The sequence below is a fragment of the Natrarchaeobius chitinivorans genome (genome assembly GCF_003841505.1).
In the GTDB taxonomy this organism is placed as follows: domain Archaea; phylum Halobacteriota; class Halobacteria; order Halobacteriales; family Natrialbaceae; genus Natrarchaeobius; species Natrarchaeobius chitinivorans.
This window is the reverse complement of the sequence record NZ_REGA01000012.1, coordinates 85526-112399: the sequence shown is the minus strand read 5'-3', so window position 1 is coordinate 112399 and position 26874 is coordinate 85526. Positions and strand designations below refer to the sequence as shown.

General features: G+C 61.7%; 25 protein-coding genes and 1 tRNA gene. 18 read left to right on the top strand and 8 right to left on the bottom strand.

What is annotated here, in order from left to right; genetic code table 11:
* Positions 1 to 68 precede the first annotated feature (68 nt).
* Entirely contained in the window at positions 69 to 869 is an 801-nt protein-coding gene (gene pyrF / locus EA473_RS13935) for an orotidine-5'-phosphate decarboxylase (protein ID WP_124196264.1), read from the bottom strand.
* A 262-nt stretch (positions 870 to 1131) separates the two neighbouring features.
* Between pyrF and EA473_RS13925 the strand changes: the two genes are divergently transcribed.
* The 5 genes from EA473_RS13925 (at position 1132) to EA473_RS13905 (ending at position 5020) form a co-directional block, all read left to right on the top strand.
* The gene (locus tag EA473_RS13925; RefSeq protein WP_124196262.1) at positions 1132 to 1407 is read left to right on the top strand and encodes a hypothetical protein; all 276 of its coding nucleotides are present in this window, start codon (positions 1132 to 1134) and stop codon (positions 1405 to 1407) included.
* A gap of 232 nt (positions 1408 to 1639) precedes the next feature.
* Positions 1640 to 1714: transfer RNA gene (locus EA473_RS13920), tRNA-Val, on the top strand.
* Positions 1715 to 2411: 697 nt separating this feature from the next.
* Positions 2412 to 3320: an AEC family transporter gene (locus EA473_RS13915; protein WP_124196261.1), complete on the top strand. Its 909-nt coding sequence runs from the start codon at positions 2412 to 2414 to the stop codon at positions 3318 to 3320.
* A 138-nt stretch (positions 3321 to 3458) separates the two neighbouring features.
* A complete protein-coding gene (locus EA473_RS13910; RefSeq protein ID WP_124196260.1) occupies positions 3459 to 4208 on the top strand; it encodes a CAP domain-containing protein in 750 nt (249 codons plus the stop codon).
* A gap of 104 nt (positions 4209 to 4312) precedes the next feature.
* On the top strand, positions 4313 to 5020 hold the full coding sequence (locus EA473_RS13905; protein WP_124196259.1) for a hypothetical protein: 708 nt from the start codon (positions 4313 to 4315) through the stop codon (positions 5018 to 5020).
* 87 nt (positions 5021 to 5107) lie between these two features.
* On the opposite strand, the gene EA473_RS13900 is transcribed toward EA473_RS13905, so the two are convergent.
* The gene (locus tag EA473_RS13900; RefSeq protein WP_124196258.1) at positions 5108 to 5416 is read right to left on the bottom strand and encodes a lycopene cyclase domain-containing protein; all 309 of its coding nucleotides are present in this window, start codon (positions 5414 to 5416) and stop codon (positions 5108 to 5110) included.
* Positions 5417 to 5516: 100 nt separating this feature from the next.
* On the opposite strand from EA473_RS13900, the gene EA473_RS13895 reads away from it, so the two are divergent.
* From EA473_RS13895 to EA473_RS13860, 8 genes are all read left to right on the top strand, one after another.
* Complete coding sequence (locus EA473_RS13895) at positions 5517 to 6674, top strand: CBS domain-containing protein (protein WP_124196257.1); 1158 nt, start codon at positions 5517 to 5519, stop codon at positions 6672 to 6674.
* Positions 6675 to 7123: 449 nt separating this feature from the next.
* Entirely contained in the window at positions 7124 to 8782 is a 1659-nt protein-coding gene (locus EA473_RS13890; RefSeq protein ID WP_124196256.1) for an ABC transporter substrate-binding protein, read from the top strand.
* Between the two features lie 92 nt (positions 8783 to 8874).
* A complete protein-coding gene (locus EA473_RS13885) occupies positions 8875 to 9864 on the top strand; it encodes an ABC transporter permease (protein ID WP_124196295.1) in 990 nt (329 codons plus the stop codon).
* Positions 9861 to 10856 carry an ABC transporter permease gene (locus tag EA473_RS13880; protein WP_124196255.1) on the top strand — a complete coding sequence of 332 codons (996 nt, stop codon included), beginning with the start codon at positions 9861 to 9863 and terminating at the stop codon, positions 10854 to 10856. The genes EA473_RS13885 and EA473_RS13880 overlap by 4 nt, the downstream gene beginning before the upstream one ends.
* On the top strand, positions 10853 to 12130 hold the full coding sequence (locus EA473_RS13875; RefSeq protein ID WP_124196254.1) for an ABC transporter ATP-binding protein: 1278 nt from the start codon (positions 10853 to 10855) through the stop codon (positions 12128 to 12130). Before EA473_RS13880 ends, EA473_RS13875 begins: the two co-directional genes overlap by 4 nt.
* Positions 12127 to 13428: an ABC transporter ATP-binding protein gene (locus tag EA473_RS13870; protein ID WP_124196253.1), complete on the top strand. Its 1302-nt coding sequence runs from the start codon at positions 12127 to 12129 to the stop codon at positions 13426 to 13428. Before EA473_RS13875 ends, EA473_RS13870 begins: the two co-directional genes overlap by 4 nt.
* Before the next feature lie 196 nt (positions 13429 to 13624).
* The gene (locus tag EA473_RS13865) at positions 13625 to 13990 is read left to right on the top strand and encodes a DUF7344 domain-containing protein (RefSeq protein ID WP_124196252.1); all 366 of its coding nucleotides are present in this window, start codon (positions 13625 to 13627) and stop codon (positions 13988 to 13990) included.
* A gap of 316 nt (positions 13991 to 14306) precedes the next feature.
* Complete coding sequence (locus EA473_RS13860; RefSeq protein WP_124196251.1) at positions 14307 to 15233, top strand: DMT family transporter; 927 nt, start codon at positions 14307 to 14309, stop codon at positions 15231 to 15233.
* A gap of 27 nt (positions 15234 to 15260) precedes the next feature.
* Here the strand turns inward: EA473_RS13860 and EA473_RS13855 are convergent, their stop codons facing one another.
* The 4 genes from EA473_RS13855 to EA473_RS22570 all read right to left on the bottom strand — a co-directional run bounded on the left by EA473_RS13855 (position 15261) and on the right by EA473_RS22570 (position 19926).
* Positions 15261 to 15542 carry a hypothetical protein gene (locus EA473_RS13855; RefSeq protein ID WP_207890186.1) on the bottom strand — a complete coding sequence of 94 codons (282 nt, stop codon included), beginning with the start codon at positions 15540 to 15542 and terminating at the stop codon, positions 15261 to 15263.
* A 279-nt stretch (positions 15543 to 15821) separates the two neighbouring features.
* Positions 15822 to 18050: a CDC48 family AAA ATPase gene (locus EA473_RS13850; protein ID WP_124196249.1), complete on the bottom strand. Its 2229-nt coding sequence runs from the start codon at positions 18048 to 18050 to the stop codon at positions 15822 to 15824.
* A gap of 631 nt (positions 18051 to 18681) precedes the next feature.
* Complete coding sequence (locus tag EA473_RS13845) at positions 18682 to 19146, bottom strand: hypothetical protein (RefSeq protein WP_124196248.1); 465 nt, start codon at positions 19144 to 19146, stop codon at positions 18682 to 18684.
* Positions 19147 to 19491: 345 nt separating this feature from the next.
* Positions 19492 to 19926, bottom strand: a complete 435-nt coding sequence (locus EA473_RS22570) for a hypothetical protein (RefSeq protein ID WP_207890185.1) — start codon at positions 19924 to 19926, stop codon at positions 19492 to 19494.
* A 952-nt stretch (positions 19927 to 20878) separates the two neighbouring features.
* Between EA473_RS22570 and EA473_RS13835 the strand changes: the two genes are divergently transcribed.
* From EA473_RS13835 to EA473_RS13820, 4 genes are all read left to right on the top strand, one after another.
* Positions 20879 to 22351, top strand: a complete 1473-nt coding sequence (locus EA473_RS13835; protein ID WP_207890184.1) for a hypothetical protein — start codon at positions 20879 to 20881, stop codon at positions 22349 to 22351.
* Between the two features lie 458 nt (positions 22352 to 22809).
* Positions 22810 to 23727 (top strand): DUF4330 family protein, encoded by a 918-nt coding sequence (locus EA473_RS13830; protein ID WP_124196246.1) that lies wholly within the window; start codon positions 22810 to 22812, stop codon positions 23725 to 23727.
* Between the two features lie 6 nt (positions 23728 to 23733).
* On the top strand, positions 23734 to 24510 hold the full coding sequence (locus EA473_RS13825) for a hypothetical protein (protein ID WP_124196245.1): 777 nt from the start codon (positions 23734 to 23736) through the stop codon (positions 24508 to 24510).
* 13 nt (positions 24511 to 24523) lie between these two features.
* The gene (locus EA473_RS13820; protein ID WP_124196244.1) at positions 24524 to 24970 is read left to right on the top strand and encodes a VanZ family protein; all 447 of its coding nucleotides are present in this window, start codon (positions 24524 to 24526) and stop codon (positions 24968 to 24970) included.
* A gap of 141 nt (positions 24971 to 25111) precedes the next feature.
* On the opposite strand, the gene EA473_RS13815 is transcribed toward EA473_RS13820, so the two are convergent.
* Positions 25112 to 25381, bottom strand: a complete 270-nt coding sequence (locus EA473_RS13815; protein WP_124196243.1) for a hypothetical protein — start codon at positions 25379 to 25381, stop codon at positions 25112 to 25114.
* Positions 25382 to 25974: 593 nt separating this feature from the next.
* Positions 25975 to 26373 (bottom strand): hypothetical protein, encoded by a 399-nt coding sequence (locus EA473_RS13810; protein WP_124196242.1) that lies wholly within the window; start codon positions 26371 to 26373, stop codon positions 25975 to 25977.
* Positions 26374 to 26619: 246 nt separating this feature from the next.
* Between EA473_RS13810 and EA473_RS13805 the strand changes: the two genes are divergently transcribed.
* Positions 26620 to 26874, top strand: a complete 255-nt coding sequence (locus tag EA473_RS13805) for a winged-helix domain-containing protein (protein WP_124196294.1) — start codon at positions 26620 to 26622, stop codon at positions 26872 to 26874.

Sequence of the window (26874 nt, the reverse complement as noted above, 5' to 3'; positions counted from 1 at the left end):
GTGACAGTAATCCGTATGATACTGCCGGACGGGCCGACTCGAGGGGCGATCGCTCGCTCGAGACGCGATCAGTCGCGGTACCGATTCAGCCGCTTTTTGAGCCGTTTTGCGGCTTGCCCGCTCGCCTTCGCGAACTCCTCGCCGTGATCCTCTCCGGCGAAAATGATCCCTCGCGAGGAGTTGATCAGTCCGACGCCGTCGGCCAGGCCGTGTTCGATCGCCGCCTCGGCGTCACCCCCCTGCGCTCCCACGCCGGGAACGAGGAAGGGGAGGTCGGGAACGATATCCCGAACGTCCTCGAGTTCCTCCGGAGTGGTCGCGCCGACGACGAGGCCGACGTTGTCGTTTTCGTTCCACAGGTCGGCCAGCGCGGCGACGCGCTCGTAGACCGGTTCACCGGTCTCGAGTTCGAGGTCCTGCAGGTCGGCCCCACCGGGGTTCGAGGTTCGACAGAGGACGAAAACGCCGGCTTCCTCGTCGGACAGAAACGGCTGGAGCGAGTCCCGTCCCATGTAGGGGTTGACCGTGATCGCGTCGACGGTTTCGAGGACCTTCGCGTACTGTCTGGTCGTGTTGCCGATGTCTGCCCGTTTGGCGTCGAGCAGGACGGGAACGTCCTTCCCGTGGGCGTAGGCGATCGTCTCCTCGAGCGCACGCCACCCGTCCGGATCCTCGTAGAAGGCCGCGTTCGGTTTGAAGACGGCCGCGTGTTCGTGGGTCGCGTCGATGATCCGCCGGTTGAACGCCCACCGCGGGAGGTCGTGATCGGTCAGGTGGTCAGGAAGACGCGAGCGGTCCGGGTCGAGGCCGACGCTGACGACGCTGTCGACCGTCCGAATACGGTCGTGCAGTCGATCGAAGAAGTTCATGTACTCGAGTGGCGGTGGGACGGTCGAAAAGGTTGCTATCGCAGTCACTGCACATCCGACCGCATATAGTAACAACTGGAACTATTTACACACTGATCGCACAGCTGTCGTGCGATCAGGTGTGCATTGACTTCCAGTGGCTACTATACCCGTCGACGTCTCTCAGTCCCCGAAACTCCGGGACCGCTACACCCGTTCGAACCCGTGACCACCAAATCGTTTAGACGGTACGTTCTTCTATTATATAATGGACGACCACTGTATGGATAGTCAATACGAACGGTCGTCATCTTCGCGACTGGGTCGCCTCCGGGACCGCGTCCGCGCGAGTCTCCCCTTCGATGAACGCTCGAGCGAAACCGAATCTCTGAAAGCCTCGGATCGGCGGTCGAACGGATCCTCGAGTACGGACGACGACACCGGGAATCTCTTTCACTGCGAGACGTGTGGCGTCGTCTACATCGCCACCGAGAAAGAAGTCTGCTCGACGTGTGACGATGACCTCGAGCAGGTCAGATCGACGTTCGTCCATCAGTGACCCTCGAGTTCGTCGAACGGGGGTTCGTATTTGCCCGGGTGGGATGCAGTCGGTTCGATGCTTGTTCGTGAGCCGACGGATATGCAACGGACCCGTTGGGGGACCGAAATCCCGAGATGGAATACCATGACGGAGTCGCTCTGGAGGCTGTCAATCGAAACCTTCAATTACGGTGGCGGGCAACGATGGAATGCAGACGACGTGGCGTCGGTGCCACGGACTGATACCAGGCGGGTTGGTGGTCTAGTCTGGTTATGACACCTCCTTGACATGGAGGAGGCCGGCAGTTCAAATCTGCCCCAACCCATTTCTGACGACACAACGACGACGAGCGAAGCGAGGAGTCCGTGTCGTCAGAAATCGTTACGGGAGATTTGAACTAGACGAGGCGCGCGCAGCGCAAGCGAGCACGTCTCGGCGTCGTTCAAATCTGCCCCAACCCACTTTTCCCGACGTCGATTCGACGGACGAAATTCCGACTACCTCGAGGCGACTCTCTCGAATTTCGGCAGGACCCAGAAGGTGGCCGAGCGCGCTCGAGGCATCGTCGACGGGCCGCGGGTTCCGTCCTGATTCGTTTTCCGGCCGACACTGATCGACGGCGTTGACGGTGTACCTCTCGAGTGAAAGCACCATATGTCCAGAAATATCTCCCAGGGGCGTGATTTTCCGGTGAATCGTTGCAAAAGTACAGTATTGTCCGCGGCGTATCTACTATTGCTATGCGTGGTAGTCAAAAGCACAGTTCGGCCAGAGTACCGGTCGGGAACACCCCCGTTTCACCGTACGCCTCGTGGGATGATCACCGTCGGGAGATTCGTCAGGCGTCGGACGAGGCTCGAGCGGCGCGTCAATCCGCGCGAAAACCGCTTCCATAACTCGTTTTTACTGTGTTCAGACCGGCCCAACCCAGCGGGCAGCGGCTTCTACACGTCCACCGGGTACGCCGTCACGGCCGCGTCGGAAACCGAACGGTCAAACCTTCGAGTCGACTCGAGGCGGATATGGAGGTGCTCGGTCGGCTGCTGGCGTTGCTCGCCGTGTTACTCGTCGGCACGGCACTCCGGACGACGGGCGTTCTCGACGCGGGTCGAACGGCGAAACTGAACGCGCTCGCGTACTACGTCGCGCTTCCGGCGCTGATATTCGTCTCGACGTACGACCAGGCGATCGCCGAGTTGCTCTCGCCCGCGTTGATCGGTGGCCTGTTGTTCGTGGTGTTTCTGACGGCTGGGATCGCCTGGCTGATTCACCGGAACCGGTCGTCGAGCGCCCGCTCGAGCGTCGCGATCGTTCAGTCGTATCACTCGAACCTCGGCTACCTCGGTCTCCCGCTCGTCGCCGCGACGTTCGACGCCAGGGTGACGGCGATCGCGAGCGTGGTCCTCGGCGTCGTGACGCTGACACAGGTTCCGTTGACGATTATCGTATTGTCGACGTTCAACGGGACCGACGTCGCGATCGGCGACAAACTGCTCGGCCTCGCGAAAAACCCCGTGTTCGTCTCGTTGATAGCCGGTCTTTCCGTGGGAACGATCGGAGTGTCGATTCCACCCGCAATTGGGAGTGGACTGAACGTCGTCGGATCGCTCGCGTTGCCGCTCGCGTTACTCTGTGTCGGCGCTGCACTCCAGATCGAAGCGTCGACGCTCGACGTCGGTGCAGTCAGTTCGGTCGTCGCGCTCAAGATCGCCTGTATGCCCCTGCTCGCGTGGCTCGTCTTCTCGGCACTCGAGGTGGGGACAGCGACGTTCACCGCGGCCATCGTGATGCTCGGAACACCGACTGCGGTCTCGACGTACGTGTTCGCAGCGGAGTTAGGTGGGGACAGGAAGTTCGCCTCGCTGAACGTCTTCGTGACGACGGTCGCGTCCATCGGGACGTTGTTCGTTCTTATCACGCTGGTCGGCTGATACGGTTTCCTGTCCGTCGTTGCCGGCGCACCCGCGACTCGAGGCCCGGTCGTCGACGTCGTGTCTCGGTTCGTCGGCGAGTATCAGCGACTGCAACGGACCCGGAGGGTCTTATCTCGGGCCGGTGATCGACGGACAATGGAACGTCGGTCGCCGGACGGAGACGGGGATCGGAACGAGCGGGCCGTGTTTCGATCGGCGATTCGACTACTCGGTACGGTTGCGCTCATCTCGGTACTGGCATTCGGCGTCGTCACGCTCGCCCCATCGACGCTCGAGACCGTGAGTGACGTCGACGTCGTCGACGTCCGGGAGCCGCCTGATCCGAGTTCGGATCCGCCGCCGGTGGACGAACACACGCCGGCCGTTACCGATCCCGACGATCCGGGAGTCTCGGAATACGAAACCGACGTCGAGACGATCACCTCGGACGACGTCGAGCGGTTCGTTCACGCCGAAGTAAACGACCGCCGGGCCGACCACGGCCTCGAGGCGCTCGAGTGGGACGGAACGGTCGCCTCCGTCTCTCGGGCACACAGTCACGACATGGCCGATCGCGAGTACTTCGCACACGTCAACCCGGACGACGAGGGACCGTACGATCGGTTCTCGGCCGTCGACGACTACTGTCGGGGATACGGCGAAAACATCGCACTGACGTGGGTCGACAGGCCGGTCGAGCGGCCGGGTGACGACGACATCGTCGAGTACCACACGGCCGAAGGGCTCGCGACGGGGCTGGTCGACCAGTGGATGAACTCGAGTGCCCACCGGGATGCGATCCTCGAAAATCACGGTGGACCGCAGTGGGACCGCGGCGGAGTCGGAGTTTACATCGCCGACGACGGCGAGGTGTACGCGTCACACAACTTCTGTCACGAGTGGTGAGGCAGCGCCGTGGCCGTCCCGACGACCACGAGAGCGCGAAAACTGTTTCCGCCAAGTGGTGCCGTGGGAAAAGGCTATGGGCGCTGCGTAGACAGAACTCCACGATGACCGACGAGCGACCACACCGCTCGAGAAACGAGGGGGACGAACCGGCCGACGATGGGTCGAGTGACGGTCTCGAGCCCGGGGGCGGTCCGCGGCGGGTCGTCTCGGAGCGAAGCGTCGACGACATCCTCGACTCGCTCGATCGAGTGGATCCGTCCGACGCGGAGTCCGACAGCACGCCAACGGCCGAACCCGACGAGGACGCGGAGTCCGACAGCACGCCAACGGCCGAACCCGACGGACGGACGGAAACCGATCCCGACGAGCGGACGGAAATCGATCCCGGTGACACGGGATCGAACCCTGCGTCCGGGAGGGCGGGTACGACGGAGATCACTGAGTCGGCGTCCGTCGACGCTGCGTCCGATGCACTCCAGGCGCGTATCGAACGCGGCGACGTCACCGGCGCGGACGTCCGGGCGGCCGAAGCTGGCGAGGGACGCGAGCCGACGTCCGACATCGGCGAAATAGAACTCTCGATGGACGACCTCGAGGCCTCGGAGCCCGCTGTGGGCGTCCCGAACCGCGAGGCAGACGACACGCACGGGAGTGGAGGGGGTCGGTACGAGGACGACGCGGGCCGACGTGAGGGGACGACGGATACCGAGTCGACCACCCGCGCGACCGACTCACGGGACGACGCCGGGGACGAGTCAGACGGGTCGGGCGGAGTGTTCGGACGGCTCAAACGGTTCTTTTCGTCGTAGCAGGCCCCGACTGGTCTGCGAATTCGAGGTGCTCTCCGTGGGTGAGGGCAGCAGTGGCGCGCCCGATACCCTTTCTGTCTGACAGTGTTACTCGGTTTCGCCGCCGAAGATCGTCTCGTGGACGCCGATCACGAGTCCGGGGACGACCGCCATGAACAGGTGTTCCTCGAGCGGGATGCCGGCGACGTCGATCCCAGTCCGAAGCGGGATGTCGAAGACGCCGACTGCGAGGGTGTACCGGTCCCAGACGTACGCGATCGGATAGAGGACGACGATCGTCACGGCGGCCTTTCTGAGCGCACCTGCCCGCTTGAGCAACAGCAATGCGACGGTTCCCCAGAACAGTTCGGTTGCGAGGTACGTGTACCGACCGAGGACGCTGATATCCGCTCTCATATCCATCCGTTTTCGTACCCGGACCCAAGAGCGTTCCCACGACGGTGTGGGAACAGGCAGTATCTTCAAAACCCCCGCAGCAGTATAACCCACCGTAACGATGAATATCGCTGATATCGCCACGCAGGACTACATCGAAGTCGACGTCGGGACGCGTATGGGGAAGGTCCGTTCGACGTTCGAGAACGGCAACCCAAAGGGAATTATCGTCACTAACGACGGGGAGTACGAGGGCGTCATCAGCGAGCGGGAGGTCCTCCAGTCCCACGTCGAAGACGATGCGAAGGTTGCAGCGCTGATCAAGCCGAGTCGGAGCGCCCCGGCCCCACGGGTCGGCCGCGACGAAGACGTCCGGGAAACGGCACGGGTACTGATCGAAAGCAACGCGAAGATGGCACCCGTCTTCGAGGACGGTGAACTCTGGGGGGTGATCAGCAGCGATGCGCTTCTCGAGGCAGTTCTCGAGAACCTCGACGCGCTCACGGTCGAAGACGTCTACACGGACGATCCGGTGACTATTCGCGAAGACGACGGGATCGGAAAGGCGATCAACAACCTTCGCGAACACGGTATCTCCCGGATCCCGGTTCTCAACGAGAACGGCTATCTCACCGGCGTCGTGACGACCCACGACATCGCCGACTTCGTCATCCGAGAGAACGAACGCATGACCACCGGCGACCGTGTCGGTGACAACGAGCGAATGCTCGACGTTCCCGTCTACGACATCATGAACAGCCCCGTCGAGACGACGACGCTCGACGCCACCGCCGAGGACGCCGTCGAGATGATGCTCGACCTCGATTACGGCGGGCTGATGGTCACGCCCGAAGACGACGATCGCGTCGTAACCGGCGTTATCACGAAAACCGACGTCCTGCGTGCGCTGACGTTCACCGAGGAAGAACACATGGACGTCCAGATTACAAATATCTCGCTTCTCGATACGATCACCCGTGAATCGATCGTCGAGAGCATCACGGACGTCTCCGACAAGTACGCCGAGATGCAGGTCCTCCACGCTCACGTCCGGTTCAAAGAGCACAAGGAGAAACTGCGCGGTACGCCGCTGATCCACTGTCAGATCCGCCTCCGTACCAACAAGGGACAGGTCGCCGGCACCGGCGAGGGTTACGGCGCAGAGAATGCCTTCCGCGTCGCCCTCGATAAACTCGAGCGCAACGTACTCGAGGTGAAAGGCGTCACGAGTGACGAGGAGTATCGCGGCCAGTTGCTGCGAAAGTTGAACGAACTGTAACGCGTTCGCAGTTCGTTTTCTACCGGCCGCGAGCGGCCACATACGCCTGTCGACTGTCTCTCGAGGGGAGGTCGAACCGGACCCAAGCGGAAGGTGTCGATTTCCCGACCGGACAGTGCGAGTTATCGTACCCGGACACGGGTAGTAGAGCGCGAATAGGAAGTTTCCGGTGAGTGATACGGATTACTGTACCGTCGTCCCGGAGACGAGACGGTCGCGTTCGCACGATACCGACGGATGGCAGACCGGCCGAGTAGCCCGTTGGAATACGGCGGCCACTTGGTGATCGTCAGGTTTCGACTCTCAGGTTCGCCGCACTTTCAGAACTTATGAAACTTACAAAGTGTGAAATGGATGTCTATTCAGTTTTCCGAACATGCGAAAACGGCTACTAATGGATTTCGACATCAGTAACATTTATGAAAAACCTGCGTGTTTTTCCATCTGGTATGAAGGGTGCTAATAGACGCAGTATCGATCGACGAACGCTATTGAAACTCACCGGGGCCGCCGGAGCAGCGACCGGCATCGGCGCGTTCGCGGGCTGTGTGGACGACGGAAACGGGAACGGTGATGACGGCAACGGCAATGGCAACGGCGATGGTGGGGTAAACGGCGACGCCGACGAACTCACGATCACGCTGTCGCAGTTTCCGGACACGATCGATCCGCTCGATCACATTACCGGGGACTACTTCGACGTGTACGATCACATCTACGAACCGCTTTTCGACTTCGAGCCGGGCGAGGGGATCTTCGGGCGCGTCGTCGAAGACTGGGAGATCCAGGAGGGCGAAGGGACGACTGAGCTTTCCCTCCGGGACGGCGTCGTCTTCCACAACGGCGACGACCTGACCGCGGAGGACGTCGCCTGGACGATCGAGCGAACGGTCGATCCGGAGATGGGCGTCCCGAGCCCGATCGGGACCTTCGGTCTCGGTTCGATCGAGGGGGCAGAGGCAATCGACGATACGACCCTCGAGGTCCACTACGGAGCCGCGCCCGGTCTGGCCGAGTTCGAGTTCGGCAACTACGCTCGCGCGATAAACATGGAGTGGGCGATCGACAACCACGACGCCGAAAACGAGGCGATCTCCGGTGCCGATCCGGAGGACTTCAACGGAACCGGCCCGTACGAGGTCGTCGACTTTACCTCGGGCGAAGAGATCGTCCTCGAGCGGTTCGACGATTACTGGGGCGACGAGCCACCGTTCGAGACGGTCAGGTTCAACGCCGACGGCGAATCCAGTGGTCGGGTGGCCTCACTCGAGACGGAAGAGACGGATCTCACGATCAACATCCTTCCGGAGGACGTGACGACCGTCCAGAACGCCGACGGAGTCGAGATTCGGCAGGTGACGAGCTTCCGGAACATCTTCTGCCCGATGAAAAACACGGTCGAACCGTTCGACAGCCAGGAGTTCCGCCAGGCGATGAACTACGCCGTCGACAACGGGGAGATCGTCGATACGATCCTCAGCGGGTTCGGCGAGGCGCGAGGGCAGCCAGTTGCACCCGGAATCAACGGCTTCAACGACAGTATCGAACCCTACGAACAGGACATCGGGACGGCCGAGAGCCTCGTCGAGGAGAGCGGCTACGGCGGCGTGGAGATCGAACTCGTCGCACCGTCCGGCCGATACCTCAACGACGCCGACGTCGGCGAGACGGTCGCCGACCAGATCGACCAACTCGACAACGTCGACTGCTCGGCGAACATCGTCGACTTCGGTGTCGTCTCGGACGCAAACCAGGCCGGCGTCGATCCCGACGAGTACGAAGACACCTGGGAAATTCCGTTCTACCTGATCGGCTGGGGGACTATCACCGGTGACACCGACTACGGCGTCCAGGGCTTCTTTACGATCCCTGACAACCCGAACCGGACGTTCCACGACGAAGAACTCAGCGACGCGATCCTCGAGAGCCAGCAGATCGAGGATCCCGACGAGCGACGAGAGCAACTCGAGGAGGTCAATCAGCTCGCCCACGAGAAGGCTCCGTTCGTCTTCCTGCACACCCAGGAGAGCATCTACGGTGTCAGAGACGACATCCAGTGGGACCCACGCGAAGACGAGACCGTCTACATCTGGGAAATGGAGCGGTAACGACAGGTCTCGCGGCCTGTCTCCCGGTGAAACGAAAGCGTGATTATCAGGCCCTCGATTCACTCGATACGGTCTATGGGTACTACATTCAAATGACGCTGGGGAAGTTCCTCGTACGGCGGATACTTCAGGGTGTGTTCGTCATCTGGGGAGTCATCACGATCATGTTCGGTCTCCGGGCGGTATCGCCCGGCGACCCGGCGAACCTGATGCTTGCCGAGGGAGCGACACAGGCACTCGTCGAGCAAGTCAGAGAAGAGGAGGGATTGAACGAACCGATCTACGTGCAGTACTTCGATTACCTTCAGGGGATGGTCGTCGGTGATTTCGGCTACTCCTGGCAATCGAACAGAGAGGTCGAGGCGATGGTCATCGAACGCATTCCGGCGACGGTCGAACTCGCGGTGGCCGCAACGATCGTCGCGATCGTCATCGCGATTCCACTAGGCGTCGTTTCGGCGACGCGACGGAACCAGCCCTCGGACTACGGAGCGACGCTGTTTTCGTTGTTGGGGATCTCCACGCCGAACTTCTGGCTCGGACTCATGTTGATTCTCATTCTGGGCGTGTGGGCCGGTCTCTTTCCGACAGGTCGGCGACCGGTCGGGTTCGGGACAGCCGTCCTGACGCTCGCCCAGACCGGTTCTCCGAGCGATATCTTCACGTGGCTGAAATACATCGCGCTTCCGGCCATCACGCTCGGAACCTACTTTACGGCTCTGATCACCCGTCTCACCCGGAGCGGGATGGTCGACGAGCTCGGAAAACCCTACGTAACGGCGAGTCAGGCGAAGGGACTGCCCGCGGTCCTCGTCCGGTACAAACACGTGCTTCGAAACACGATGATTCCGATCCTCACTGTCCTCGGCCTCCAGATCGGGACGCTGATGGGTGGTGCTGTCATCACCGAAACGGTGTTCAACTGGCCCGGTCTCGGGCTCCGACTCATCGACGCACTGGATGCGCGAGACTGGCCGCTCATGCAGGGGATCGTCGTCTTCATCGCCATCGCGTTCGTCTCGATTAACATCGTCGTCGACGCGCTGTACGCCTCTCTCGACCCACGGGTGAGCGACGAATGATCTCCGAGAGAGTCAAATCGAACCTCAAACAGACGTTCTCCGAGAGTCTACTCCCGAAAATCGGACTGCTGTTGTTGATCTCGATTCTCTTTATGGCGATGTTCGCACCGATTCTGGCTACTCACGATCCGACTCGGACGGGCCACTACACGGAGGAAGGAGCGGAGTATCCGCCGCTCGGTCACGAGTACACGACGCAGGTCGCAGCGGACGGCGAAATCGGTGAAGTAACCGTACGGGGCTCGAGCGAACACGTCCTCGGAACGAACAACGTCGGACAGGACGTCTACTCGCGGTTCCTCTACGGGGCGCGAATTTCGTTGCTCGTTGGACTCCTCGGAACGAGCATGGCAGTCGCGATCGGCGTCCCGGTCGGACTCGTCGCAGGATACTACGGCGGCCGGGTCGACGACGGTCTGATGCGTATCGCAGACGTCATGCTGGCGTTCCCGGCGCTCGTGCTCGCACTGGCGCTCATCGGCGTGTTCGGGGAGTCACCGGTCCAGGTTCCCGATCCGATCGTACTGGCGGGGTTGGCAGAGGGGATGCCCGAATCGATACCGATCCCCGGAACCGTCACGATCGTCGTCGGACTCGTCACCTGGGTGTGGTTCGCGCGGGTCGCCCGCGGCGAGGCGCTGTCGATCCGGAACGAAGAGTACGTCAAGGCGGCACGCAGTTTCGGAGCGAGCAACTGGACGATCTTGTCGAAACACGTCCTCCCGAACAGCCTGACGCCGATCATCGTGCTCGCGACGATTCAGGTCGCGGTGATCATCCTGCTGGAAGCGTCGCTCGCGTATCTCGGCTTCTCCGGCACGACGCTCTCCTGGGGGTACGAGATCGAACGGGGACAGGACGTCCTCAGAACCAGGCCGTGGGTTTCGATGCTTCCGGGGATCGGCATCGTCCTGGCAGTGATCAGCGTCAACCTGCTGGGCGACTGGTTCCGGGACGCACTCGACCCGAACATCGAGGGTGAAGGACGATGACAGAAGATGTACTTCGAGTAAACGATCTTTCGACGCGGTTTTTCACGACGGAGGGACAGATAAACGCGGTCTCGAGTCTCGATCTTCGGATCGAACGCGGCGAGATATTCGGGATCGTCGGCGAGAGCGGGAGCGGCAAAAGCGTCACCGCCCGTTCGGTCATGAACCTGATCGAATCGCCGGGAGAGATCACGAGCGGCGAGATCTGGTATCGAAACCGTGATCTCGTCGCGGAGGTCGAAGACGACTATCCGGACGCGGTCGACGGCGAGTTCGTCGACTTGCTCGAGCTTCCGGACGACCTCAGGCGGTCGCTTCGCGGGACGTCGTTCAGCATGATCTTTCAGGATCCGGAGAGTAGCTTCAACTCGACGCTGACCGTCGGCGAGCAACTCGCGGAAGCCGTCGAGGTCCAGCGCCGGGCCAGCGCGAACCCGCGATCGACGCGGGCGCGAACGCGGGAGTACTCGCTCGGCAACTACCTCCTGTCGTCGGTTCTTCCGTCCCAGCGGTACGTCTCCGAGGCCAGTCGCGAGCGAGCGATCGAACTGCTCGAGATGGTCGGCATCCCCGACCCGGTCGAACGAGCCGACGAGTACCCACACGAGTACTCCGGCGGAATGCTCCAGCGGGCGATGATCGCCCAGGCGCTGGCCGGCGAACCCGACGTTCTGGTCGCCGACGAGCCGACGACGGCCCTCGACGTGACGATTCAGGCGCAGGTGCTCGATCTGCTCGACGACCTGCAAGAACGGACCGGAATGACCATTTTGCTGATCACCCACAACCTCGGCGTCATCGCCCGAATGTGCGATCGCGTCGGCGTGATGTACGCCGGCGAAATCGTCGAACGCGGGCGACTCGAGGACGTCTTCGACGAGCACGTCCACCCCTACACCGAGGGCCTGCTCGGCTCGGTTCCCGACCTCGAGCGCGCGGGCGATCGTCTCCAGCCGATCCCTGGAAACGTCCCCAGCCTCATCGACGCGGAGATGGACGACCGGTGTTACTTCGCCGATCGCTGTCCGAAGGCCATGGAGACCTGCCTCGAGCACCCGCCGGAGTACGACGCCGGCGGAAGCGATCGCCACCAGGCCCGGTGTGTACTCGCCGAAATCGACTACGAGGAGGGACGAGCGCTTCCGGCGGACTACTTCGGCGACACGGAACGCCCCGCCGGAGACAAACACGCCGATCCGGACCGGACCGAAGACGACGTCGAACCCGAACGAACCCGGTCGGTAGTCGACGACTCCGGAGGTGATCGGCGATGAGCTCCGGCCAGCCCCTCGTTCGCGTCGAAGAACTCCAGAAGTACTTCTGGGAACAAGACTCGATTCTCGACCGCCTGCTCGGCGCGGAGCCGGTTCCGGTCCGTGCGGTCGACGGCGTGAGCTTCGACATCTATCGGGGCGAGACGCTCGGTCTCGTCGGCGAATCCGGCTGTGGAAAGTCGACGGCCGGTGAGACGCTGCTCCGACTCCAGGAGCCGACCGACGGCCACGTCGAGTTCGACGAACACGACGTGTACGAACTCGCCGGGAGCGAACTCACCGAGTTCCGCCGGGACGCCCAGGTCGTCTTCCAGGACCCCTTCTCGAGTCTCGATCCGCGGATGACGATCGGCGAAATCGTCCGACAACCGCTGGACGTCCACAACGTCGACACAGTAGAGAAGCGGCGTGAACGAGTGCGGGAGTTACTCGAGCGCGTCGGCCTCTCTGCCGATCAACTCGATCGATACCCCCACGAGTTCTCCGGCGGCCAGCGCCAGCGAATCGGCATCGCCAGAGCGCTCGCCCTCGAGCCCGAGTTTCTCGTCCTCGACGAACCGACGTCGGCCCTCGACGTCTCGGTCCAGGCGCAGGTGTTGAACTTACTCGACGAACTCCAGGCGGAGTTCGATCTGACGTACCTGTTGATCAGCCACGACCTCTCGGTCATCCGCCACATCTGCGACCGCGTCGCCGTGATGTATCTCGGCGAAATCGTCGAGATCGGGCCGGTCGAGGCGATTTTCGAGGAACCGAAACATCCCTACACCGAGGCACTGCTCGAGAGCGTTCCGCGGGCGACGACCGACGAACGCGAGCGTGATCGAGAAACGATCTCCGGTGACGTTCCGTCCCCTCGCGACCCACCGAGCGGCTGTCGGTTTCGAACCCGGTGTCCGAAGGTCATCCCGCCTGACGACGTCGAAATCGATCAGGAGGAGTACCGGGCGATCATGGACCTCCGGGAGCGAATCGAACGTCGCGACATCTCCCTCGAGTCGGTCGGCGAGGACGGCGGGTTCGAGTTCGTCGACGGAGCCGTCTCCGAAACTGACCTCCCGGCGTTCGTCACGGCACTGAAAACGCGGGTAATCGACCGGACGCTGGCCCCGGAACACGACGAGGTCGTCGAGGAAGCGCTGGCCGAACTGGCGTCCTCGAACTGGGAACGGGCCGCTGACGTGCTGTCCTCGCGGTACGAAAGCGTCTGCGAGCGCCGCCGGCCGGAACTCGGCGAGGAGTCCCACCCGGCCGCGTGCCACCTCCACGACGACGCCGAGGAGTCGATTCGTCGGTGAACTCGGGCGTGGGGCCTCTTCGGGAGCCGGGGTCCGAATCTATCGGGGTCTACGATAGCCCGACACGTCGGTCGTTCCGGCGGAAACGATCGCCGTCCAGTAGCCGAGATACCGGTCACTGATCCGTGACACTCTCGACGTTCCAACCTATCCATGTTGGCAGCAGGTGTAATACCCCGAAGTGCCTGGTGACTGTATGGACCGGACGAGTGCAACTCGTATGGAAGACGCCTGCTCACTGTTAGCCGAGTCAGAACGCCGGTATCTACTGTACCTGCTCGCAGAAGACCGAGACGCCAACATCGAGGATCTCGTCCCCCAGATCACAACCTGGGAGACCGAAGCGCCTGGGACGGAGGTCGACAAGGAAACCAGACAGCGTATCTACGTTTCTCTGGTCCACAACCACCTTCCACGTCTCGCCGATTACGACATCATCGACTACGACCTTCGCAGCGGGGACGTCGTGTTGGCCGAAGGGTTCGACGACATCAAGCCGCTTCTCGAGCAGTTCCGACAGACCGAAGAACTGCCCGAGATCCGACAGCGTCCGACTCTGTAAAACAGGCAGAGCGCCTTCCGGCTGTCGCTCGCTTCCCGGTAACGGACCGGTACTGCCGGCTTTTACTTCTTCTACCGGCCACCCGATGGGCCGACGCTCGAGTTGACCGAGACAGTCGGCGGTACGAGATCACCACTCGAGGGTGACAATACGATACCACTACCACTCGAAAGTCGACAATACGATACCACCACTCGAGGGTCACCAAACCGGTTTACCGCCAAATTCGTCGATTTCTGTTGTGTTTGGCGTCGAGTACGCCCAGTCGTGAGTTTCGAACCGAAATGTATACGACGAAACCGGGTCGATGACCGGTGTGACCCGGTACCGAAACGCGGCACTGTTTCTCGCGCTCGCGGCCGTCTGGGGATCAGCGTTCGTCGCGATCAGTGCGGGTCTCCGGCACTTTCCACCGGTGTTGTTCGCCGCGTTCCGGTACGACGTCGCCGGCGTCCTCATGCTCGTTTACGCCGTCTACGCCGTCGATCGGTGGCGTCCTCGAGGGCACAACGAGTGGGGAATCGTCCTCGTCGGCTCCGTGCTGTTGATCGCGGCGTACCACGCGTTCCTGTTCGTCGGCCAGCAGAACACGACGGCCGCCGCGGCCGCGGTTCTGGTGAGTCTCTCGCCGGTTCTGACGACCGGATTCGCACGCGCGCTGATGCCATCGGACGCGCTGTCGGTCGTCGGCGTCGTCGGGGTCCTCCTCGGCGTCGTTGGGGTTGCAATCATCGCACAACCCGATCCGGCGAACCTGTTTACGACCGACGTCGTCGCGAAGTTGCTCGTCTTCTGTGCGGCCGCGTCGTTCGCGCTCGGCAGCGTCCTCACGAGGCGGATCGATGCCGACCTCCCGATCGAGACGATGGAAGCCTGGTCGATGCTCGGCGGAGCGGCGATCATGCACGTCGTCAGTCTCGCACTGAGAGAGCCGATCGAACCATCGGCGTGGACCCACCCCGAAGCGCTCGGTTCGCTCGCCTACCTGGCGATCGTCGCAAGCGCCGTCGGCTTTCTGCTCTACTTCGATCTGCTCGAGCGCCTCGGTGCGGTCGAGATCAACATGGTCTCGTACGTCGCACCGATCTTTACGGCGCTCGTCGGATGGCTCTACCTCGGCGAAATCGTCGACGCGGCGACGCTCGTCGGATTCGGATTCATCGCCGTCGGTTTCCTCCTCGTCAAGCGACGAGCAATTCGTGACGAGTTCGTTCACCTCGACCGGTGGAGAACGAGCGAGTGAACGCAACCCCCTAGACTAGAGCCGGATTCACCGCCGATACGCGTGCCCCACGTACAGCGCCAGGACGTTTATCACCAACAGACAGAGGAACAAACTCGACTCGAGCCAGGTGGTCAGTCCGTTCGCCAACACGGGAACGTACAGAAACGGGATCACGATAGCGGTCCAGAAGCCGGCCCGGCGGATCGGCTCCGCAAGCGGGGGAACGACGCGCTCTAACGTCTTTCGCTCGGTTCCGGACTCGCCCTCCGTTTTGGGGTCGCTTACCGTGGAGTTCGGTCGGTCGCGTGCCGTCGAGGAATCCGACATCTGATACCCCCCTGATCGGACGCAGATAGACATATACCGACGCGAACGTTTCGAACGCTTGTAACAGATTCACTCGAGTACGGGCGTTCTAATCCGACCGCACCGTAGAATCGGTCTGGTGGGTACCCGAACTCATACGGATTACTGTACCTGTGTATCGGCGCACCCGCCGCCCGGATCGTGGGTGCGCCGGCACTGACGGACAGTAAACCGTATCACAAAAACGAGTCGCGCCAGTCGTACCCGAAATTCGGGGTTTTATCGTCCAGTAATCGGTCGTTACTGGAAGCCGATTCGGCTGCCACGCCGGCCGGTCGGGTCCGGTCCGCTCGAGCCGCCTTTGAACTCCTCTTCGATCTGTTCGTAGTAGTCGAGGATGTCGTCGGTGATCGTCGGCCTGACGTTCTCCATCGCCTGGCGGAAGTGGCGCATCTCGACGACGTCGGCGTCGTGGTCCTCGCGCAGCGCTTCGATCGCCGCCTCTCGAGCGATCGACTCGAGATCGCTGCCGACGTAGCCGTCGGTGATTTCGGCGACCTCGCGAAGCGTAACGTCGGCCGCGAGCGGCATCTCCTGCGTGTGAATGTCGAGAATGCGTTCCCGACCGTCGACGTCCGGCTGGCCGATCATGACGAGCCGGTCGAATCGACCCGAGCGCAAGAGCGCGGGATCGATCATATCCGGCCGGTTGGTCGCACCGATCACCATCACGTTCTCCATCTCCTCGAGTCCGTCGAGTTCGGTCAGGAGCTGGTTGACGACCCGCTCGGAGACGTTCGAGCCGACTTCGCCGCCCCTGCCTGGTGCGAGGGCGTCGAGTTCGTCGAAGAAGATCACCGTCGGCGAGACCTGTCGGGCTTTGCGGAAGGTCTGTCGAATCGCCTTCTCGCTCTCGCCGACCCACTTCGAGAGCAACTGCGGGCCCCGGACGGAGATGAAGTTCGCGTTGGTCTCGTTGGCGACGGCTTTCGCCATCAGCGTCTTTCCGGTGCCGGGTGGACCGTACAGCAAGACCCCGGCCGGCGGATCGATGCCGAGTCGATCGAACCGTTCGGAGTTGTTCAGCGGCCACTCGACGGACTCTTTGACCTGGTCTTTGGCCTCGTGGAGTCCGCCGACGTCGTCCCAGGATATCTTCGGCAACTCGACGAGCACTTCCCGCATCGCCGAGGGCTCGACCTCGTTCAACGCGCCGCGGAAGTCCTCGCGTTTGACGATCATCCGGTCGATCAAACTCGGCGGGATGTCCTCCTCGTCGAGATCGATCTCCGGGAGGTACCGGCGAAGCGCCTTCATCGCCGCCTCCTTGGTCAGCGATTCGATGTCCGCACCGACGAAGCCGTGGGTTTCGTCCGCGAGGTGGGGGAGGTTGACGTCATCCGACAGCGGCATCCCGCGGGTGTGAATCTGCAGAATCTCCTCGCGACCGGTTTCGTCCGGGACGCCGATCTCGATCTCGCGGTCGAATCGGCCGGGTCGGCGAAGCGCTGGATCGACGCTGTCGACGCGGTTCGTCGCAGCGATGACGATCACCTGCCCGCGGGCCTCTAAGCCGTCCATCATCGTCAGCAACTGGGCGACGACGCGGCGTTCGACCTCGCCGGTGACGTCCTCGCGTTTGGGTGCGATGGAGTCGAGTTCGTCGATGAAGATGATCGCGGGCGACTCCTCGCTCGCGTCTTCGAATATCTCTCTGAGCTGTTGTTCGGACTCGCCGTAGTACTTCGAGATTATCTCCGGGCCGGCGATAGAGAAGAAACTGGCGGAGGTCTCATTGGCGACGGCCTTCGCAAGCAGCGTCTTGCCGGTACCCGGCGGTCCGTGGAGCAAGACGCCTTGGGGCGGTTCGATCCCGAGCTTTTTGAAGATCTGCGGGTGTTTCATCGGGAGTTCGACCATCTCCCGAACCCGTTGAATCTCACTCTGTAGGCCGCCGATGTCCTCGTAGGTGATCCCGCCTCCGGTCTTCTCGAAGCCGGAGATCGGCTCTTCGCGAAGTTCGACGTCGGTGTCCTCGGTGATGAGGACGACCCCCTCGGGTTCGGTCTCGACGGCGATCAAGGGGATCGCCTGCCCTGGCGAGCGCATGAACGGGTGGTTCGTCGAACTCATCACGGGGACGATGTCGCGACCGACGACCGGTCGTTTGAGGATCTGGCGTTTCACCATTCCCGCCGCGTCGGAACCGAACTGGACCGACGCCTCCTCCGGGGGTGCGAGGACGAGCGAATCCGCTTTGGTCGCTTCCGCCTTCCGGATCGTCACCCGCTCGCCGATCCCCACGTCGGCGTTCTGTCGGGTGAAACCGTCGATTCGGACGGTGTCCGTGTTCCAGTCCTGGCGATCCGCACGCCACACTTTCGCCGCAGTCGTGTCTGCGCCTTCGATTTCGATGATATCGCCCGGACTCAGCTTCAGATGCAACAGTGTGTCCGGGTCGAGTCGGGCGATACCGCGACCCGAGTCGTTCGGGTACGCCTTGGCAACCTCCAGTTGAACTTCGTTCATGATTCGGGTTGAACGGGGATGTCAGTCACTCCGATACGTGATCGGATAGGTTTTTTGCTAGCCCAACTTGTGCTAGATGCTATCACATCTAAGTTCGACTGGACGGTACATAGGAGTGTCGGCTTCGGTCGATTTAGGGGCCTTTTCCGACCCCCGAACGGACGGCTTTCTTCCCACCTGCTCGTGCGTAACGACCTCCTTCCGTTCGACAGTCGGTGCCTAAGCGACCCGTCGCCACCGGACCCGCTCGAAGAAGTGAGCCGAGGTGAACCGCACGTCCCGCCACTCGTTCGAACACGGAACTCGAGATCGGCTCGATACGTTCAGGGTGTGTGGTGGAACCCGTCACCTGCGACGTTCCGATCGCCCTCGATGCGTCACGACCGCTGGAGAACCGATCTCCGGGTTGTGGCGCTCGACCGGCTCGCTAATGCGGTTATCCTCTTTTCTGCCAGGCTCTCGAGTCGATTCGCTCGCCACCACGTCTTTCCGCTCGCCGCCACGTCTTCTCCGTAGGTTACTCTCGCAGGGACCGTTCGTCTCCATCGGAAAAATAAACGGGCTGTTCCGAGTGGTCGAAGTCACAAAAAACCGAGAGAGTTCGGTGCGAACGGGGTTGTCACCGGTTTACCTATCCGATGAAGTTGAAGGCCTCAGCGCCGCCGATCTGGTTGTTCTCGTTCACCTGGGTCTGTTCCTGGACGATGTTCTGTTCGATCGACTGATCGCCAGTGGTGCCGACGTCGACGCTCACGCTGTCACTGTCCGGGTTGTTGTTGTCGTTGTTGTCGTCGGTGTCGTCGCCGACGTTGACGTTCACGTTGACGTTAGCGTCACCGTCGATACCCGTCGCATCCTGGTCGGCTTCCTGCACGGCGGTCTGTTCACCGACGTTCTGCTGCGTTACGTCCTGTCCCTGGACGACTTCCGCGGAGGACGTCTGCGTGATCGTCGGTCCTTCTTCGACGACGATCGGATCGACGTCCCCGTTCTTGTCTTTCGGATACTCTCCAGCCGCTGCCGTTCCGGCGAGCCCTACAACTGCGAGGCTGCCGATCATCGCTACCGTCAGTGTGATCGCGAGTGCACGTTTCATTGTTGATCTACGGGCAACACGGGGTGTCGCAGAGCGGCGGCTCTTCGCAGGTAGACGCTACCAGTCCCCGCATCGTGACCCGTTGCCCGGGAGAGAGTCATTACAGGGGATGGTATTAATCCGGACCACAGTTACGAGGCTAATTCTGGACTGAGGCCCCACGAAACGGTCCGTAATTCTGATCGTTTTCTCGAGTGAGTGTCCTACTGCTGGATATGTCCTCGTACAGTTGACCGTCACTCGAACGATATCAACGACCATCGGGCCGATATCAACGACTATCGCGCTTTATCGATCGCGCTCGCGTTCAAAAAAGGGTACAGATCGAGTGCTCGAGTAGGGACGTTATCCGAGAACGTTGGCCGCAATCGCTCCACCGACCTGGTTGTTCACGTTGGACTGGCTCTGGCTCTGGCTGATGCTCTGGCTGATCGACTGGTCTCCGGTGGTGCCGACTTCGACGTTCGTGCTAGCGCCGTTGTCACCGTCGTCGACGTTGACGTTCACGTTGACGTTGGCGTCACCGTCGATACCGGTTGCATCCTGGCTGGCGCTCTGTGTTGCGGATTGCACGCCAACGTTCGACTGTTCAACGTTCTGGCCCTGGATCACGCCCGCGAACGCTTCCTGATTGACCGTTACGCCGTCGTCTTCGACGATAACCGGATCGACGCCGTTGTCCTTCGGGTACTCTCCTGCCGCTGCCGTTCCAGCGAGCCCCATTACCGCGAGGCTGCCGATCATCGCTACCGTCAGTGTAATTGCGAGTGTGCGCTTCATAGTGAATCTATCATTTGACGTTTATAAGGAACGCATCACCGAAACGGAGCAGGGTGATTTCCTGGCTCGATCGTTCGTACCGGATCGAACGCCGAAACCACCCAGATATGCCCCGATGTGACGCGTTGCCCAGGTGACACTGGGGACGGACTGCCTCTTGAATCCGAACAACGGTTTCGTGGCGAATAATAGGGTTAGAAGCGCTGAAACCGTAGATAGTCGAACGTGAAACGGTTGGCAAACGTGAGTGTCCTACCGCGATTCGTTGTGTCGTCTCGGTCACATCAAAATTGTGAAACTGCGATCTGTCTCACTTACGGAAAGGCTATTGCCATCGTTTCGCGATCTGATTTCCAGTAACCGTCAGGTTTGACCGCCGAAACAGTCTGCAAACGAGAGTTACAGGTTCGCTGTTGTCTCGTAGGGCCTACCCCCGTCATTTCCGGTGTGGCCGCGAACGGATCACAGTCTCACCGGTAGATCGGTACGACAGTCCACATCACTCGTTCGTCTCCGACGCTTCGACGCGTCGAACGCGTCTCGTGGACTGGGGATCGCCGGAAAGTAGGGTTTTCGTGCGACGGGTCGAGATACGACGCCGACGGCCGGGCCTCGGGATTTTCGGCTGACAACGATAACCACTCTGAGTGACCTCGTATGGATTGCCGTAGGTCGGTATCGAACAACCGGGGCAGGCCACAGCTGTGACGGGGATTCGTCACGACAGTTCGCATCAGCTACCGCCGTGAAGGGCGTGGTTTCTCTCGATAAGTAGTTCGCTTCGATACGGTAGGCCGTTTCGGACGCGATTCAACTGACAGATAACAAAGTCTGTCATCCGGATATGAAGGTTTGCGCCGTGGAGATGCAGAAACAAAAGACTCTCACGGCTCAAGTCAAACGAATCATGACTACCACGACGACGACACGTTCACAGTGTACGACGGCTCTTATGGCGTGTATCGTCGCCTTATCGATGCTGGCTGTCGGAGCTCCGATGGCCGCTGCGGGCGACGACACTTCGAATGGCGCGGTCCACGCGCTCGATAATGGCGAAGAACTGTATCTGGTTTTCGGCGCTGATCTCGGCGATCAGACCCTCGAGGAGTACATCGAGGAACTCGAGGCCGGTGATCAGATCGCGGATGCCGAAGTCACGCAGTATCAGGACGTCGAACAGGTTAACATCAACCAGCAGGCGAACGCGACCTCGATCTCGATCGACGGTGGCGAGGCCAACGCGATCCAGGAGGCGACCCAGTACAACAGTAACGATCAGATCGCGCAGGCGTCTGCGGTCAACGAACAGTCGACCCAGTTCGAAAACGTCGGCACCGTCAACGTCGTTATCGGTAACGGCGACGGAAAGCACTTCGACGGCTGGGGCGTCGCCGACAAGAAAGGCGACAAAGGAGAGGTCGACCCCGACCAGGCTGCAACCGCCGAAGTGACCCAGGCCCAGGAAGTCGGGCAGCTGAACTACAACGAACAGAACACCGCGTTCGCGATCGCGGAAGACGGAAGCGAAGCGATCGCGCTCCAGCAGTCCCAGCAGTCGAACCAGAACCTCCAGCAAGGCGTTGCGAACGCGACCAACGTCTACGTCGGCGACGGCGAGTTCGAAGACCAGTCCGCGAGCGCGTCCGTCGCGCAGGGGCAGTCGGTCGAACAGACGAACATCAACCAGCAAGACGGTGCCGTCGCGATCTCCGTCGGTGAAGGCAGCTCCGCAACGGCCATCCAGATCACCGAACAGACCAACCTCAACCAGCAGATCGGCGCTGCGGACGCCGAAAACGTCATCAGCTCCCTCGCCGGCATGCACGTCGCAACCTCCGGGGAGAGTTCGGTCGTCGACATCGAACAGGACGTCGAGAAGCTCTACGACGACAAGGAAGACGACCACCACAAGAAAGGCGACAAGGTCCAATCCGCGACGTCCGCCGTCGAGCAAGATCAGCGCGCCGAACAGATGAACGTCAACCTCCAGAACACCGCGATGGCGATCGCCACCAACGGTAGCGACGCCACCGCCGTCCAGCTGGCCACGCAGCAAAACATCAACGCACAGGTCGGCTACGCCGACGCCATGAACGTCTACGCCGCACCCGGCTACGTCCACGAAGGTGTCGTCCACAGCGAGACCTCGAGCGTAATCCTCGGCGGCGAAGACGTCGAAGACGCTCCGGGCGTCGCCTTCGACTACGCTGGCAACGCGATCCAGACCCACGACGGTGAGCAGTACGCCACCTCGCAGATCGCCCAGAGCCAGTTCATCACGCAGGAGAACGTCCTCGAGCAGCAGGGCGCGGTCGCGATCGCCGAAGACGGTGACACCGCGAGCGCAGCTCAGGTGAGCATGCAGGAGAACGAGAACGTCCAGTTCGCGTCCGTCTCCTCGACGAACGTCTGGGCCGCATCGTAAACTGCACGACATCTCCGTTCACGTTCAACCGCCGTATTCGCGATTTCGATTTTCCGCTTCTCCGCTGAATCCGTACCGACATTGGTTGTGGCACTCCGACGTTGACGACCCCACTCGCAGTGTGTGCCGTTTTCGGTGTCCACGACCGGTAACAGTATCGCGTCGGTCAGGTCACGATTCGTCGAAATCACGGACTATCGGGTAAGCTATTTGGTGGCGAGTATGGTGCAAGGGGCTATGCACAGCGTCGTCGTTGCGACTCGAAATCCCGCGTTCCCGCGGTCACCATCGGCTCTCATCGCCTCGTCGAACGGGGCGAGGGTCGCTACCAGTCGACCACGACCAGCCGGTATCCAGAACGCGCAAATCCTGCGAACCGAACGGCGAGAGCCCGAACAGCGAGACTGTAACCAGCGCTTTCCTGGCGGACGACGGACGGATCACCGGCGGGGTGAGCCATGTCGGTGATAAACGAGAACGGCGACCTCTTCGGGACCGTCAACGTCATCGATGCGATCGCGATCGTCCTGGTTGCTTCCGTCGCGGCCGCGGGAATCGCAGTCGTCTCGGGCGGCGATGGCGCGGGAACGAACCTCGGTGCCGTCGGTGCACTCGCCGTCGGATTGGTGCTCGTCGTGCTGTTCGCCGGCGTCGCGGTCGTCTCGAACGACGGCCCGCAGTTCGAGACCAGATACGCGACTGTCGACCTCGGCGAGCAGCCGGCGTACGTCGTGGATCGCCTCGAGGCGGGCGACGTCGCCGCGCTCGAGGACGCCGACGAAGAGATCACGGTGACGGACGTCTACGCCACACCCGTCACGGACCACCCGCGCGTAACGATCGAGGTGGAACTCGACGGCGTGACGATAGCGAACGATCGAGGCCGATCGACGGAACGCTTCGCGGACGTTCCGCTCAGACTCGGTCGCGAACTGCGTCTCGACTTCGGCGCGTACGCGGTTTCGGGGGCGATCACCGACGTCGGAGCCGAACCGACGCTCCCGCTCGACGCGAGGACGACCACCGTCGAACTCGAGGCACGAGGCGTCTCTCCCGCCGTCGCCGAGGGACTCGAGGTCGGGATGACCGAGACGGTGCGCGGTGAGACGATCGCCACGGTCGAGGCGATCGAGCGGAAGCCGGCGACGGTCGTCCTCGAGAGCGACGACGGAACCGTCCACGAGCGCGAGCATCCGCGACACGAGGACGTGACGCTTTCCGTCACGCTGCAGACGGTCGAGTCGGAGACGGGACTCACGTTCCGGGACGAACGGATCGGGATCGGAACCACCATCGAACTCGCGCTCGAGACGATCGACCTCGAGGGCGAGATTACCCGGATCGGCGGCGATCCGGCGAGCGACTCGAGTCGGTGATCGTCCGTGCAAACTGTGCTCCACCGTGCGCGCGACGGATCGATCCTGGTACAGGCGATGAGCGGCGTCCGCACTCGAGTTCGATCCTTGCTCGTCGGCCGGTCGTCGTCGCGTCCGTCTCGGGGGACGACGAAGCCGCGTCGGAATCGCGAGTTCCCCTTCGCCGGCTCCCGGCTCGTGGCCGGCGTCTCGGCCGTCTCGCGTTCCGGGGATGCGCTCGTCCGGATCGGATCGACATCGACGCTGGCGAGCGTCTGGCGGGCGACAAAACGTGCCGTCGAATTGTCGTCCATCTACGGCTGGCTCACCGCCGAACCCGAGCCGGACGTGATCGTCGTCGACCTCCGGGAGACGTGGACCGTCGGCCCCGCGATTCGGGTCGTCGACCGAATCGAACGCGAGGCGTCGGTCGCCGCGAGGACGTCGCTGTTCGTCGCCGGCGCTCGTCGGTTCGCCTCGAGCGTTCGCGACCGCCCGATTCGGGCCGCGAGTCTGTTCGTCCTCGTTGCGGCAATCGGCTCGCTGGCGGCTACCTTGTCGGCGGCTCCGCTCTCGAGCGACCTCGTGCTCGCACACCTGCTCGCGGCCGGCCTCGCCAGCGTCGGCCTTCGTTCGCGAAAGAGTCTGGACGAGTTGCTCGAGACGAGGATCGGACGGGCGCTCGGGGCGGCACTCGGACCGCCGGAGCCGCCGGAATCGGCACGGGATCGACCGGCCAATCGGAGCGACCGCCGGAACGAATCGGGCCCGAGACCCGACTCCGTCCGTAGTGAAACCCCCTGAACCCATTACTGCCATGACAGTCCGGGTTCCGCTCCTTCCTCCCCTCGTTCGCTGGGCGCTCGTCGCCGGCGTCGCGGCGTTCATCTTCTACGCCTCGATCCTCTCACCGCCGCCGGAGACGGTCGTCGACACCGCACAACCGGGGTTCCTCCCGCTGGATAAGTGGCGTCACTTCGTGGCCTACGCGACGCTCGGATACGCGCCCGCGTACGCGACCAGCACTATCTGGGACGGGCGTCGGTGGCGGGCGTTCGTGCTGGTGGTCGTACTGACGTCCCTGTACGGTGCCGGGATCGAGCTCGGCCAGTCCGTCGTTCCCGACCGAGGGTTCGACCCCGGCGATGTCGTCGCGAACGCACTCGGTGCGACGCTCGTCCTGTTCTGGTTCGCGATTCGGCCGCGGCTCGAGCTTATGCCAGTCTCGCAGTGGGATTCGGGATGTGAGTCGACTGATTCGTAGGGGATCCGAGCGGGCCTCGTTACGGATCGTACGGTCGATTCTGGCCCGATCTGGAGGCAGCAGCGTCGATGAGGGACTGTTCACTTTGCGGAGTTCGATGCCCATTCGAAGCCCGTGTCCTCACACGGTACAGGATAGTGTTTACTCGTGAGAGGCAGATTTGAACCACGCCTCGAGCTCCGTATAGAACGATTGTAACCGCTCCGTGTGAAACCGGGCGACGAAGCAAAGCGGGTACTGTCGTTCCGATTCGTTCGTACTCGTAAGGAATCGCTGTGGTTCACGGAGGCCGCTCTCCTCGAGGAACGCCTGTCTGTCAAAGACGACGTGATACCCCGCGAACTCACCGAGCGTGCCGCTGGTCTCGAACGTGAGACAGGAAAATCCGCCGTGTTGGAAATCGGTTCGCAATCCTCGTAAAAACTCGAGCTTTCGTCCGTAGTACGAATCGTCGGAACTACTGGGAGAAAACGCACCACTGGAAAGTGAAGTTCCGTCCCTCGTCCGGCGGTTACACAGAACCCGAACCGTCTCGTTGAACGAGTACAGTGACGCGAGATAGTTGTGAAGGAGCCGGAGCACTTCGAATCCAGCCTCTTGACGACGATCCCGCGAACACAGATAAATCGGGTTCGTTGCGAGTGTCCCGTCGATATACTGGTCCAGTTCGAAATAGTTCTGGTCGACTACCCGCTTGGAGGCGGTGAGACGCGTCCTCTCGCTTTCCGAGAGTCTACTGGCTGGTTCGATCGAATCCCCATATATCGCCTGAATCTCGTATTCGTACGACGACATCGACAGTTACCGGACTCACTCCTCGTCGTCGAACCGAACCGCAGCCAGTGCTTCCTCGGCGGTTTGTCGATCAGCGTGGGCGACGGCTGCGACTTCTTCGGCAGTTGGCGCATCACGAGCGTCCCTCATCGTACCTAGTCGTAGGTGCTATAGTTGTATTAACGTTCTGCTCGACAGCGGATTGTTCGCGTCGTTCGATCTGGTGTTGCTCATTCCTTTCGTCGTTCCTCGTCACGATTCTCGTTTGCCCTGTTGTGAGAACCGAACTCACGCTCGAACGCGACCGGATCCGGGCCGAGACAGGACGTCAATCCGTTGCCCCGGTGTATCACCGCCGGCACGTCCGCATCGAAATCGTGTCCGGACAGCGCCCGGCGGGCGCACTCGACTTCCGCACGAATCTCTCGCAGGTGGCGCTCTACGTCACCGCTCTCGAGATCCTCGTCCGTCCGGACGTCCGCGAGACAGTCGTCGGCCAACCGCTCGATCGCCTCGAGACGGCCGGCGTGACTGAGACAGTCACCCGGTTTCGCTGGGTGGTCATCGGCACGATTTCTGTTCTCTTGTCGGTCGGGGAGTTTACGTCCCCGCGATTTGTCGTTCGACATGGCTTCCGTAGTGTGGTTACGGGGCCTATCGCGGACCGGTGCTCCTTCACCGATCCGCTTGTTCAGCCGTTCAATCGTTCTGTCCAGGCCGCGCCCCGTACATTTCAGTACTGCCCCTATCGTACTTAACTTTTAGCGTATTTATGCTATTATCGAATACTATATGCGCTACTAATTCACAAAACCGAATCAAGTTAATGGCTATCAGTGGGACAACACTGTCGAATGCGCCCTCGCCCGGAGTGGATGTCGTTGAAAGACGGACTCATCCTCGAGTTCCTCTACGAGCACGACCTCGAGCTCCCGGCGAAGCCCCTCTATCGGAACCTGAACCGCCACGGTCACGAGATCGGATATTCGACCGTCAGACAGCGTCTTGGAGAACTCGAAACGCACGATTTGATCGAACGGGTCGACGAAGCGGGATACTACCAAATCAGCCGGAAAGGAGAGGCGTATCTGGCCGGGGAACTCGAGCGAGAGGATTTGGAGAACGAATAA